This window comes from Pseudomonas sp. SWI7 (assembly GCF_006351945.1).
Taxonomy (GTDB): domain Bacteria; phylum Pseudomonadota; class Gammaproteobacteria; order Pseudomonadales; family Pseudomonadaceae; genus Aquipseudomonas; species Aquipseudomonas fulva.
On record NZ_CP040930.1, the window covers coordinates 1,898,073 to 1,910,364 of the forward strand.

Consider the following 12,292-nt stretch of genomic DNA (forward strand, 5'->3'; position numbering starts at 1 on the left):
TAACCTCCACCGTCGGTGGACGGGTCGCGCTTACCCTGTGCGGTGTAGTGAATTCAGCTGTACAGGTAGTTGATGTCCTTGAGCACCAGTGGAGGCACTTGACCGAGAAGAAAATCTCGCAACTTTTGCATCTGACGGGCCTTGGGGCTGTTTTTCAGCCAAGTCATGTAGTAGCCATCCCCAGTTGCCACGGCTTGCTTGAAAGGTGTCACCAGGCGCCCGGCTGCCAGATCGGCACTGGCCAACACCAGATCGACCACGGAGATGCCCAGGCCCTGCTGAGCGGCGGAGATACCTTGATCGAGCGTGTCGAACACCTGGCCTTGGTCGATGCTGACATCAAGGGCCTCCATCCGCGCCAGCCAGCGCCGCCAGTCGCGCCGATCCGGCGAGGGATGCAGCAGTTCGCAACGGTTCAGGTCCGACAGCACAGGCTGCGCCTGCTCCATGTAGTCAGGGTGGCACACCGGTATGAGCCACTCGTCGAACAGCCGGCAACTCTCCACATCGGCAGCGAACCGACCGTTGGCCAGCAAGATGGCGCAGTCGTAGGGTTCGGAATAGAAATCGACGCTGTCGATGTCCATCCACACGCTCGACAACTGCACCGAACAGGTGTCTTCGTGTTTCTTGAAGCCATCCAGTGCCCTTAGCAACCAACGCACGGTGAGCGTTGAAGGCGCCTTCAGACGCAGGCCGTAGCGGTCCTGGCGCAGAAGCGAGCAAGCGTTCTCAATGATCTTGAAGCCGACCTTGAGCTCTTGAGAGAGCAAGCGCCCATGCTCGGTCAGGCTCAGTTTGGGCCCGCGCCGCTCGAACAAATCGCAGCCGAACATGCCCTCCAGGGTCTTGATATGGTGACTGACTGCGCCTTGGGTCAGTGCGAGCTCTTCCGCCGCCTTGGTGAATGAACCATAGCGGGACGCAACCTCGAACGCACGCAGTGCATGCAAGGCCTGAATCCTTTCCGACATTGACGCCTCCTGAGTATTAGCAAGACTAATAGTAGCTCATAATTTCACGCGTTTTACAACCTGCCGACAGTGCTAGAAAATGCAGTGAAAAAACATACATAACCTAAATCCTGCCTGAATCTGCGTGGATCGTTCATCATTTGAAGCTCGGGGAAACCATGTTTACGGGATATGGACATTGCTACCGCCTGGATGCGTTTGAGCAGGCCCTCGAACATGAGTGCATCGAAACACACTGGACAATCGCTACCCTGCAACACTTTCGCCAGACCCTTGCCAATCCGGAATTCCCCTGCCTGTTCGGGCGCAAGGCAGTCAATGCGCAGACGTGCTATGTCCTTTTCGCCCGCGCCGAACAGCTGGCGGATGACATCGCTCAAGGGCTGACCAGCTATGTCCGGTTGATGGATCCGGTTGCGCCCAAGCTACGTATCGGCCACCCGTTGGTGATATTTCTCGAAACGGTGACCGACATGCCGCTTGCCCAACAGCAGGCGCTTGCCTGGAAGGTGCTGCAAGGCGTTCATGCTCGGGATCCGAATCCCTGGCCCCAGACAGTGCCAGCCGACCCCGCCGACAGCGGCTGGTCGTTCTGCTTTGCCGGCATGGCGCTGTTCATCAACATGAATTTCCCGGGCCACGAGCAGATGAAAAGCCGCAACCTGGGCAAGCACATCACATTCGTCATCAACCCCCGAGAGAACTTCGACGAAGTGGCCAATGTCGCCACCCAGAGCGGCCAGCGCATCCGCGAGCGCATTCGTCAACGGGTCGGCCACTACAACGACGGGTTAGTACCTGAAAGCCTCGGTTTCTTCGGTGAAGCGGATAATTTCGAGTGGATGCAGTACCAGTTGCAGGAAACCGGTTCGTTGAACCCGGCGCGCTGCCCTTTCCATGCCAGGACCGCCGTGTCTGCCACCCCCGACAACATCATCGAGAAATGACGTGAATACCGCCCTGACTGCCACCTACGCCCTTACCGTCCTGCTGCTGATCGCCACTCCAGGTCCGGTCGTGGCATTGATCGTCAACACCGCAGCCGCTTCGGGCTCACGCAAGGCCATTTTCACGGCCCTGGGCACCAACTGGGCCTCACTGGTACTGATCGGAGCAGCGGCCTGGATCATTCTTACCAGCGCAGCCATTGACAGGGCATGGCTTGGCGCCATGAGCCTGCTGGGTTGCCTGTTCATCGGCTACATCGCCGTGGGCACGCTCAGGGAAGCGCTCAAGGCGCCGCATCCCAACCACGAGCCCGATATGGCCAAGCCCGCGGGCCGCGGGGGTCTTTGGCAAGGCTTCATGGTGGGCATCTCCAACCCTAAGGACATCATTTTCTTCATCGCCTTCTTCCCGCAGTTCATCCAGATTACCGAGTCGTTCGGCAAGAGCATGGTCGTGCTTTCTCTGCTATGGATCGTTATCGACTTCGCCGTGCTGAGTCTTTACATCTTTGCCATCGGCAAGATTGCCTCAGCACGCAGCCATCGATTCATCAGCCTTGCGTCTGGCGTGGCATTGCTGTTGATCGCCATCGGCGGGCTTTTGTACAACCTCAGGGAGCTAACCGCCTAGCACCTTGCCTGACGCGGTGCCTTGCCAGGAGACCAGATGTCTACAGCCAGTCGCCAAGGGCTTTCGCCTTTGCAGCTTGAGTACCAACAGCTGCTTGCCAAGGCCACCCAGTGCGCCACTCAACGCGTTCGGGTGCACGAAACCGGGTTCAGCTCGGCCGTCGTCAACACCGACGCCCTGGGCCTGCGCTACAGCTACTGCAACGGCCGGCGGTTTTCGGTGGCTGAACGCAACGGCACTACGCGTCTCAACCTGCTGGTCGGGGGGTCGGTGGCCATGGGCATCGGCGCCAGTTCGGATGAACACACGGTCGCCTCGCAGCTCTCGGTGCTGACCGGAGAAATCTGGTTGAGCCTGGCCGGGTGCGGGCTGGATGCGAGCCAGGAGCTGCTGCTGTTCCTTACCCACGAGCACCGCCTGGCGCCGCTGGGACATGTGGTCATACTCAGCGGGCTCAACAGCTTGGCGCACGAAGCGCTTTGGGACATCACTGCCTGCTCACCTGAACCTCAACAGAGCAATGACTGGCAAACGTCCGTGGCCGGCTCAGAGGAAGTCCAGGCAGCATCACAGCCTGGCCTGACCCTCTGGCAGCGGTTGACCAAGGTGCTGGCACCGCCGGCCGCCGCGCCTCGACCTCATCAGTCTATCGAAGCACTGTCCCCGGCAGAAAAACGCATGACCCAGGCAGCCGACCATATCGCTCGCGCAGTGCAGCAATGGGATCGGCTATTAGGCAGCGCCCATACCACCCTCACTTTCATCCTTCAGCCCCTGGTGCACTGGTGTCGCGAGAGTCTGCCAGCGGGTGAGCAGGCCATGCTGAGCGCGCTCCAGCAAACGCCGGGAAGCACCGACCGCTTGCTCGAAGGCGTTTTCGATCGCAGGGTACACGCGGCATTCTTTCGCCGCATTCGTGAACAGGCCGCGCCGGTGCCCTGCTACGACATGAACTGCATGCTCGACAGCTCCCCAGCCTTCGGTTCGGACCTGTTCATTGATCGCCTGCACCTCAACGATTTGGGACAGACTGCGTTGGCTAAAGTGATAACGGCCAAGCTCGGACTTGCCCAGGAAAAACCGCAGCGCGCAAGCACACTGTAAGCGTGTCTGACTGACAATCGTCGGGTGGTCTTTCGGACCGGCCTGTTGCATGGCTAGAATAGCCTGTCGTTCCGATTGCCTGAGGCGTACGCTTGACTGTCATGAATAGAGAAGCCGTCCATCCTTGCCTGGCAACTTGCGAGGCAAGCCTGTGAGTCGCTTGCCACAAATGGCACTGGTACTGGCCGCCCTGGCACCTGCGGCGGGGCATGCACTGGAAGTGTCCATCGACCCCCATGCCGATCTGCTCTACCGCCAGGCATTGCCCCTTCTGGAACAGGCCGATACCCAGGAGGATGAAAGCGTCTTGCGAACGGCCCTGGGTAGCGACCCAGAGCTGCGTCGTCAGGGGCAGGCCATGGCACACACCTTGCCGACTGCGGTGGCACTGCTCAAGAAGTCGGTCGCACTCGGTCACCCAGTCGCGCAGTACCGTCTGGCGCTCTATTACATGACTTACTTGCCCGCCGCGCAAATACCCGACGCTGCCTGCCCTTTGCTCCAGGCAAGCCTCGACCAGGGGTTTGCGCCGGCTGCGCCTGCCATCGCCACCTGGTGCCCACCTTACAACGCCAGTGCCCAGTACCGCGCCGCTTTGGAGGCCGTACCCAGCATGGCAACCCTCTATGCGCCTTACTACCCCCAGCCTGCCACCCGCATGGCCTGCAGCCGCAGTCAACCCCAGGGCCTTGAGATGCTGTGGGGACGTCAGCGCGATTACCAGGCTGAGGTCTACCGCCTGCTGGGTGATCTCGATCCGCAACACCGCCACTCATTGCTGCAAAAAGCCGTAGAGACCAACGGCTGTGTCACGGCGCAGCAGCATTTGACCAGCCGGCCCTGACCCACCCGCCGCGGGTCTGGGCGCGGCGCACCAAGCGGGTGACAAGAGAGCAAGAACGTTCAAGCCATCGCCTGTGATGGCTTGGCATGCTGGCCTGCCTTGTCCAGATGCCCATACCTATGCCGTCCATCGCACGCCACGCCTTCCTGCAGGGCGCCATCGCCATCCTGCCGTTGTCGCTTGCTGTCGCACCCTGGGGCCTGCTGGCCGGGTCCATGGCCATCGCAGCCAACCTCAGCGCCTGGGAAGGCCAAGGGCTCTCGGCGATCGTCTTTGCCGGCGCCGCGCAACTGGTGGCCATCGGCATGCTCAAAAGCGGTGCCAGCCTGGCCTCCATACTCCTGACGACCTTGTTACTCACTTCACAGCACCTGCTTTACGGGTTGTCGATGCGCCCAGCGCTCTCCCCTTTGCCATTGCGCTGGCGCCTGGGCCTTGGATTTCTGCTGACCGATGAGTTCTTTGCCCTGACCAGTCGGCACGACCACCAGCATTTCAATCGCTGGTATGCCTTGGGCATAGGCTTCACATTCTACGTTGCATGGAATCTGTTCACCTGGGCCGGAATCGTGCTGGGGAAAAGCATTCCACACCTTGATCAGCTAGGCCTGGACTTCTCAATCGTCGCCACGTTCGTCGCCCTGATCACGCCCCTGGTACGTAATCTGCCTACCCTGGCTTGTGTCGCCGTTTCACTGGGCGCCTCAGTACTGTTCAGCCACTGGCATTGGGAAACGGCCTTGGTCAGCGCTGGCCTGCTTGGGATGGGCACCGGTTTCGCGTGCCAGAAGCTTGGGAGGGTTGTGTGATGACCTGGCTGCTTATCATCGGCATGGGCGTAGTGGTCTTCCTCAATCGCTATGCTTTTCTCGAACCGCGCTTACCGTTGCGGCTGAGCGCCAATGCGCGTCAATTTTTGGGTTTTGCGGTGCCGGGCATGCTCACGGCCATCTGCGGGCCTATCATCTTCATGCCGGGGCATACGCTCAACCTGCAACCGCTGAACCCTTACCTGTTGGGGGCGGTGGTGGCCGCCGCACTGGTGTGGTTGACCCGCAACGTGATGCTGAGCATGCTGTTGAGCATGTTGATTTTCTTCGTCCTGCGAAGTGTCCTCTCATGAACGCCACGACCTGTGAGCAAACGCACCTATGGCAGGCACCGGCGCTGGGCGATGTGGAAATGCTGCACGCCCGGTATGTGCAACAGCGGTTCGCACCCCATGTGCATGAAGGCTATGTGTTCACGGTCATCGAGTCCGGTGCCCAGCGCTTCTGGCACCGAGGCAGCGAGCACCTTGCCCCCGTTGGCAGCATGGTCCTGATCAACCCGGACGAACTGCACACCGGTGCCAAGGCCCACGAAGCCGGGTGGCGCTATCGCGGGTTCTACCCTGAACATGAGCGCGTAACCGGCGTGCTCGATGAACTGGAACTGGGCCATGCGGGGATGCCGCGCTTTCGCGATAGCGTGATCCACGACCCTGGCCTTGCCAGCGCCTTCAGCCAACTGCATCAACTGTCCGAGAGCAGCGCCAGCGCACTGCATCAACAAACCGTATGGCGCCAGGCGGTATTGGCGCTGGTTCAACGCCACGGTCGCCTGGCCGAACTGTCTGCCCCAGGTCAAGAGCCTCGCGCTGTTGTACGTGCCCGGGAGTTGCTGGAAGCCCACTTGGCCGACCCGCCGTCGCTGGAGTTGCTGGCGGCTGCCGTCAACCTGTCGCCGTTTCACTTCGCACGGGTGTTTCGCCAGGCCACGGGCATGCCCCCTCACGCCTGGCTCAAACAGCGACGTCTTGTAAGGGCCAGGGAACTGCTCAAGCAGGGGCAGCCGCCTGCGGCAGTGGCGTTCAGCCTGGGTTTTGCCGATCAGAGCCACTTGAACAGGCAGTTCAAGCAAGCCTATGGCATCACCCCGGGGGCCTATCGGTTAGCCTGTTTCGCCGCTTGAGTGCGTCAACGCGGCGCAGTCGGTTGGCCGTGGCGCTGCTACACTTAAAAGGCTGAAAGGAGGAGCCGTCATGTCTGAAAGAGAGATCACCACCCTTCTGTCACTGATGAATCAGCGGCAAGCGTGCCTAAGCACCGCCTGCAAGGAGATCGCAGACTGGATCGACCGACAGGGCGACCTGCCGGCGGCCGGTAAGATAAGGGCGAGCCTGAAGGCCCTGGAAGCTGACGAAGCACGTGTGCGCCGAGCACTGACGTCATTGACGCTGGACAGGCCACTGCCGAAATTTCGCAGTTGACCTTGCTGGGGCCGCAAAGCAGCCCCATTGAGTGTTACGGGTGGTCCATGTGCATATGATCATGCTCACCTGGCGCCTGGGCAGTGAGCGCACGTACCTGAGCTTGCACGGCGACTGACTCGGTAGTGCCATCAGCGGCTTGCACCGTCAGGGTCAGCGGGACCTGCTGGCCTTCCTTTACCTGATCGTTCAAGCCCATCAACATTACGTGCAAGCCATTGGGGTCCAGGGTGACGGGCTTGCCGGCCGGCAGCGGAACCGCCTTGACCTCACGCATGCCCATGACGTCCCCGTTCATGGTCATTTCATGTACTTGGACGGTCTTGGCCACAGGCGAGGCGACACTGACCAGCTTGCTGTCGCCACTGGCGGTAATGGTCATGAATGCGCCGGTCGACTGCTGGTGAGGCACGCTGGCGCGCACCCACGCTTCGCTGACGGTGGTCTGGGCCAGTACCGGCCCAGTGATGCCCAGCAGGACCAAGGCCGCCAGGCCGCGCTTAACGGATTGCAATGACATTCAGCAGATCTCCATCAGGGTAACCAGGTCTTCGGCACATTCCTTGGCTGTCAGGGAATGCCCGAGGCTCAGCCGCAGGGTGCCACGGGTGTCGTAGACGTAGCTGGTGGACGAATGGGAAATGGTATAGGTGTCGCCGGCCGGGACCTTTTCGTAGAACACCTTGAACTCCCTGGCCACGGCGTCGATTTCTTCAGGCGTGCCGGTAAGCGCGGTGAAGGTCGGGTCGAACGCCTTGACGTAGGCATCGAGCACTTCCGGCGTATCGCGCTCTGGATCGAGCGTGATGAATACCACCTGGAACAGATCACGGTCACGGCCGCGCAGCAGTTTGCGAATTTGAGCAGCTCGCGCCAGGGTGGTCGGACAGATGGCCGGGCACTGGGTGAAGCCGAAGAAGACCATCGGCATGCTGCCATAGAAGCTTGACAGGGTACGGACGTTGCCTTGTGGATCCCGCAGCGAGAACTTTCGCCCAAGGATTTCATTGCTCATGTTCTTGCCGTACTTGAACTCAAGCCCACGCGCCGGACTGCAACCTGCCAGCAGGCCAAGTCCAAGAACGCCCATGCCGGCGACGACTGAACGCCGGGTCAGAAGATCATTCATGAAACCATCCTTTACAGGGAAGGTGCCGACACTCGGGACGGGCCGGCCAGAAAACCGGCGCATTCTGGCATGCCCCCCATGTCCCTTCTACCCACCGGCGGCGATTACCTCTCCAGGCCGCTGAATACAGGCAGCGGCCAATTGTCGCAGAGGTTGCAAACGTAACAGTTTGTTGCTAGCGCAAAGCGGCACGTCGGCTTACAGGGCCCACGCCAAGTCCGATTCCAGCTCGGCGCAACCCGGAAGCCCTACTAGTAGTAGGCGTTTTCTTTCTGGCTATGGTCAGTCACGTCACGCACGCCCTTGAGCTCGGGGATACGCTCTAGAAGCGTGCGCTCGATGCCTTCCTTGAGGGTAACGTCTGCCTGACCGCAACCCTGGCAGCCACCGCCAAATTGCAGTACTGCAATGCCCTCGTCGACCACATCCACCAGGCTGACCTGACCGCCATGGCTAGCTAGGCCAGGATTGATTTCGGTCTGCAGATAGTAGTTGATGCGTTCGTTGATCGGGCTGTCTTCATTGACCATGGGCACCTTGGCGTTAGGCGCCTTGATGGTCAACTGGCCACCCATGCGGTCGGTGGCGTAGTCCACCAGCGCGTCTTCCAGGAACGGCACGCTGACCGCATCGAGGTAAGCGGTGAAGCTCTTGAGGCCCACAGCAGTGTCATCAGGCTTCTCTTCGCCCGGCTTGCAGTAGGCGATGCACGTCTCGGCGTACTGGGTACCCGGCTGGGTGATGAAGATACGAATGCCGATACCGGGCGTGTTCTGCTTGGACAGCAGATCGGCCAGGTAGTCATGGGCGGCGTCGGTAATGGTTATAGCGCTCATGTAGGTTCCTCACAGACTTGCGCGTCAGTGTACGCCAACGCAGCCCTCTAACAAAGTCCTAGTATTTGACTCGGGAAAGCACATACGGCTGCGCCTGCGCGCTCGGTGCCTGCATCCAGGCCTGCATGCAGCGGTACAGCCCGCGCTCGATCCACTGGTAACTGAGCCACGACAGGGTGGCAATGCAAGGCACGCAGAGGGCGAATGTCAGGTACGGGTCCAGCCCCAGTTGCTGACTGGCAAACCAGCCCAGGTGCAGGACCAGCACATGGATCAGGTACACCGAATACGAGCAGTCGCCCAGCGCCTTGAGGATGCGATTACCCTTGAACAGTGGCTCCATGGCGATGAAGGCGAGGACAACCATTGCACTTGGCAGGCCCCAATGCAGCAGCCTTTGGGACGCGTCGAGCTGATAGATGGCCAACGCGGCTACGGCCAGGAGCCCCATCGGGACCCAAATACCCTGACGGACCAGGCCACGGCGGTAAAGCACACCTATACCAATGCCCAGCAGAAACTCATAGACGATGTCGTTGTTGTAGAAGTGACTGACCACGCCCAGGCGCCCCAGGATTTCACTCACCCCTACCAACAGGCCGGCGACCACCAGTAAATGCAGGCGCCGGCTTACGAGAAACGCCATCCCGAACAGCAGGTAGAACATCATCTCGAAGTTTAGGGTCCAGCCAACGTTCAAGGTAGGGTACATACCGTAACCACCTGGGTTTTCTGCTGGTATGAAAAAGAGTGAACGCAGCAGGTGTTGCCAGGTGAATACCTGATGCGGCATCCATTGACTGAAGGCGAGCAGCATCAAGGCCATCAACGCTGAGTAGAACCAGTAGGCTGGCACGATACGCAGCACGCGGTTGAGCACAAACTGATGCGGGACAACCTGCTTGTCGCAGGTCGAAAGGTAGATGACCAACCCACTGATGACGAAGAAGATATCCACGCCCACCGCACCCCGGTCAGTGAACAATTGGCCGACGGGGCCGGAGGCGTGAAAGTCGAAGAAAACCTGCATGAAGTGGTGGCAGACGACCACCCAGGCGGCGAAAGCACGAAGTGCCTGAAGCGAATACAGCATGAAGTACCCTGCGTTTGCCGGTGCATTCAGGCACCGGCTGCAGCGCAGCTGCCGGTGCCACTCATGGGTTGGGACCGCAGGAGGGCGCGAAAGGTCAGCGCGCCCCGATCAGAGGTTTTCGTAGCGATTCATGTCCAGCACGCCCGTTTCCACGGGGTCGGTTTCCAGAATGAACGCGCTCAGGTCATGGAAGTAACGCCAGAATTGCGGATGGGTACGGCGTATGCCCCACCGCTCTACGATGCGCTCGAAGCGAGCGGTATCATCCTTGGCCTGACTCATCAGATCGACGAAAACCGGTACTTCGGCGGCTGGCACGTTGAACATGAAGTTGGGGTAGCTGGTCATGACCCCGGGCTGCAAGGTCAGGGTATCGAGGCCCGGCTGGTAACGATAAGCCTCGCCCAGCAGGAATGCCACGTTGCTGTGCGCCCGGTTGCGCATCAAGGTGTAGACCTGCCGCTGCCCACCCTGCCCTTCGATGCGCAGCAGTGTCGCCTCAGGCAACTGATTGATCACTTTCAACCCGGCTGCAGGACGCGAGACCAGCCGGCTGAGCGACTGCTCTGCGTTGCGAAACTCTTCACTCATCTGCGGGCGCGAGCAATACGCCCCCTGGCAGCGGTTGATCGGATCGGGTGAGGCATTGATGCTGGCGGTACGCGCGATCAACTGCATACCGAAATCGCGCTTGGGATCGCGTGGGCTCAAGGCAAGGCCGCTCGGCGTATCGGCGTCGATGTTTTCATAGTCGAGCCACATCTTTATCTTGCCGCTGTCCTGATACCAGTCGCTCAGGATGTCTTGGCGCGCCTCAGCCGGCATCAGGCGCAGGAAATTGACCTCGGCGCCGTTGCGGATCAGGTCGAAGTACAGGCGCGTCTGCAACTGGTGCGACAGGTTGCCGAAGACGTCGAAGTTGACCGCCAACTGATAGTAAGTGCGTTCCAGCAAGGGATAGTCGAACAGCCACATCGTCAGGGGTACGTCCCCCACCAGGCCCTTGGTCACCGTCGCGCTGTCGAAATGACGGAAGATGCTCAGCAACGCGTTGTCGTTGCCCGTCCACAATGTCGACCAGCCCGGGGCCGGCATATCGGCGTAGGCCTCACGGCGCAGTTTCTCGTACTCGTTGCGCTTGTCGCGATAGGCGCGCCACAACGCAAGCACACTGCCCACGTCATCGTTCTGACCTGGCATGGCGAGCAAGGGCGTGGCCTTGCCACGGTAACGGGCATCGGTGACGTAGCGATCGAAAGCCGGCTCCTGGAACAGCGCCCAGAAGTTGTCGCGGATCACGTCCGTGGCAATCTGCCCACGGCAGACCGGTCCGCGTATGAAGGTGCGCACGAAGTACTCGGCGTTGTCGAGCATGAACTGGTAGCGCGCCACCGCCGGGATCGCCTCGAACGTTTCGAAGGGATTGGCGCGGTGCCGAGGGCCGTAGCCTGGCAGCGTGGTCACCTGCCAATCGCCGGCGTAGAAGAGCTGCTTGACCCGCTTGAGTTTTTGCGGCCCGAGGGGGTAAGTGATGTGAGTCTTGTGCACGATCACACCCTGCACGGGAATCAGGCGATAGAAGAACGCTGTGCCGGGCGGATCATTGGGCCTGCGCGTGGCAATGATGTCGGCAGGCTGCCCGCTGGGCGTGCGCGAGCGTACCCATTGGAAAAAGTGCCCCTGCTCACCCCCGGTAAAATGAATGTGGGCCAGGAACAGGTGCTCGTACAGCCAGCGCCCCACCAGGGCTTCTGAAGCCCCTGGACGATTGAGCAGCGCTTCCCATTCGGCGATCTGACGGGCTTCGCTGGCACTGGGCTTGATCGCCTGGTACTCGACGGGCGCACCCGCCGCCAGCCAGCCACGCAGTGTCGCGTATTCCTGGTCGGTCAGGCCGGTCACGGCCAGCGGCATGCCCTCCTTGGGATGCACACCGGCATAAGCATCGAACTCATGGGGCAACGGGCACATGTTGTTGCGGTTCAGGCCAAGTGCAATCTCATCCGGTACCTTGGCATTTGGGGTGAGCGGCGTCTTGTGCCCCAGTTCGAGCATGCGTGCCATCAGCGCGGCCTGGCCGCTTTGATTGTCGAGCACCGAATAGAAGCCTTTCTTGCGCCACTCGACCTCGCTATGGGCGTCATAGAACAATCGCGTGGGCGCTACGGCCTTGCTGCGTTCGCCCTGATAGACAGGCACCTTGCTGGCACCGCGCACGGCACCTTCGGCGCCCTCGAGCTTGAGCTGGCAGGCGGCGTCGTTGCAGGCGTGGCAGGCGACGCACTTCTCGGTGAAGATCGGCTGGACATCGCGGGTATAGGAAATGGTTGGAGCTGGTTGAAGACCTTGCCCGAGCACCGCGCCACTGATCAACAGGGCAGTGAGGCCGGCAAGCATACGATGCACCATGTGCGGGATGTCCTGATTATGTGCAGCCAAGGCAATGAAAAATTGGCAATGCTTGTATTAATAGCTGGGATGAA

Annotated in this window: 14 protein-coding genes; 8 read left to right on the forward strand and 6 right to left on the reverse strand. The window is 60.5% G+C overall.

Annotation, left to right across the window (positions count from 1 at the left end; translation table 11 throughout):
• Positions 1-53 precede the first annotated feature (53 nt).
• The gene (locus tag FH041_RS08555; RefSeq protein WP_027914655.1) at positions 54-974 is read right to left on the reverse strand and encodes a LysR substrate-binding domain-containing protein; all 921 of its coding nucleotides are present in this window, start codon (positions 972-974) and stop codon (positions 54-56) included.
• A 158-nt stretch (positions 975-1,132) separates the two neighbouring features.
• On the opposite strand from FH041_RS08555, the gene FH041_RS08560 reads away from it, so the two are divergent.
• The 8 genes from FH041_RS08560 to FH041_RS08595 all read left to right on the forward strand — a co-directional run bounded on the left by FH041_RS08560 (position 1,133) and on the right by FH041_RS08595 (position 6,751).
• Complete coding sequence (locus FH041_RS08560; protein WP_033736753.1) at positions 1,133-1,921, forward strand: YqcI/YcgG family protein; 789 nt, start codon at positions 1,133-1,135, stop codon at positions 1,919-1,921.
• A gap of 1 nt (position 1,922) precedes the next feature.
• Complete coding sequence (locus FH041_RS08565; RefSeq protein WP_028686959.1) at positions 1,923-2,552, forward strand: LysE family translocator; 630 nt, start codon at positions 1,923-1,925, stop codon at positions 2,550-2,552.
• A 36-nt stretch (positions 2,553-2,588) separates the two neighbouring features.
• Positions 2,589-3,656: a hypothetical protein gene (locus tag FH041_RS08570; RefSeq protein WP_027914652.1), complete on the forward strand. Its 1,068-nt coding sequence runs from the start codon at positions 2,589-2,591 to the stop codon at positions 3,654-3,656.
• A gap of 169 nt (positions 3,657-3,825) precedes the next feature.
• Positions 3,826-4,500: a sel1 repeat family protein gene (locus FH041_RS08575; protein WP_219858017.1), complete on the forward strand. Its 675-nt coding sequence runs from the start codon at positions 3,826-3,828 to the stop codon at positions 4,498-4,500.
• A 119-nt stretch (positions 4,501-4,619) separates the two neighbouring features.
• The gene (locus FH041_RS08580; protein ID WP_027914650.1) at positions 4,620-5,309 is read left to right on the forward strand and encodes an AzlC family ABC transporter permease; all 690 of its coding nucleotides are present in this window, start codon (positions 4,620-4,622) and stop codon (positions 5,307-5,309) included.
• On the forward strand, positions 5,309-5,623 hold the full coding sequence (locus FH041_RS08585) for an AzlD domain-containing protein (protein WP_049696178.1): 315 nt from the start codon (positions 5,309-5,311) through the stop codon (positions 5,621-5,623). Before FH041_RS08580 ends, FH041_RS08585 begins: the two co-directional genes overlap by 1 nt.
• Complete coding sequence (locus FH041_RS08590; protein ID WP_027914648.1) at positions 5,620-6,453, forward strand: AraC family transcriptional regulator; 834 nt, start codon at positions 5,620-5,622, stop codon at positions 6,451-6,453. The genes FH041_RS08585 and FH041_RS08590 overlap by 4 nt, the downstream gene beginning before the upstream one ends.
• Positions 6,454-6,523: 70 nt before the next feature.
• Entirely contained in the window at positions 6,524-6,751 is a 228-nt protein-coding gene (locus tag FH041_RS08595; RefSeq protein WP_027914647.1) for a hypothetical protein, read from the forward strand.
• A gap of 34 nt (positions 6,752-6,785) precedes the next feature.
• Here FH041_RS08595 and FH041_RS08600 read toward each other — a convergent pair whose 3' ends face one another.
• From FH041_RS08600 to FH041_RS08620, 5 genes are all read right to left on the reverse strand, one after another.
• Complete coding sequence (locus FH041_RS08600; RefSeq protein ID WP_027914646.1) at positions 6,786-7,271, reverse strand: copper chaperone PCu(A)C; 486 nt, start codon at positions 7,269-7,271, stop codon at positions 6,786-6,788.
• Complete coding sequence (locus FH041_RS08605) at positions 7,272-7,880, reverse strand: SCO family protein (protein WP_027914645.1); 609 nt, start codon at positions 7,878-7,880, stop codon at positions 7,272-7,274.
• Between the two features lie 251 nt (positions 7,881-8,131).
• On the reverse strand, positions 8,132-8,716 hold the full coding sequence (nfuA, locus tag FH041_RS08610; RefSeq protein WP_023536208.1) for a Fe-S biogenesis protein NfuA: 585 nt from the start codon (positions 8,714-8,716) through the stop codon (positions 8,132-8,134).
• A 58-nt stretch (positions 8,717-8,774) separates the two neighbouring features.
• Positions 8,775-9,809, reverse strand: coding sequence for an acyltransferase (locus tag FH041_RS08615; RefSeq protein WP_027914644.1), 1,035 nt, complete (start codon positions 9,807-9,809; stop codon positions 8,775-8,777).
• A 108-nt stretch (positions 9,810-9,917) separates the two neighbouring features.
• Complete coding sequence (locus tag FH041_RS08620) at positions 9,918-12,218, reverse strand: fatty acid cis/trans isomerase (protein WP_140174398.1); 2,301 nt, start codon at positions 12,216-12,218, stop codon at positions 9,918-9,920.
• Between the last annotated feature and the right edge of the window lie 74 nt (positions 12,219-12,292).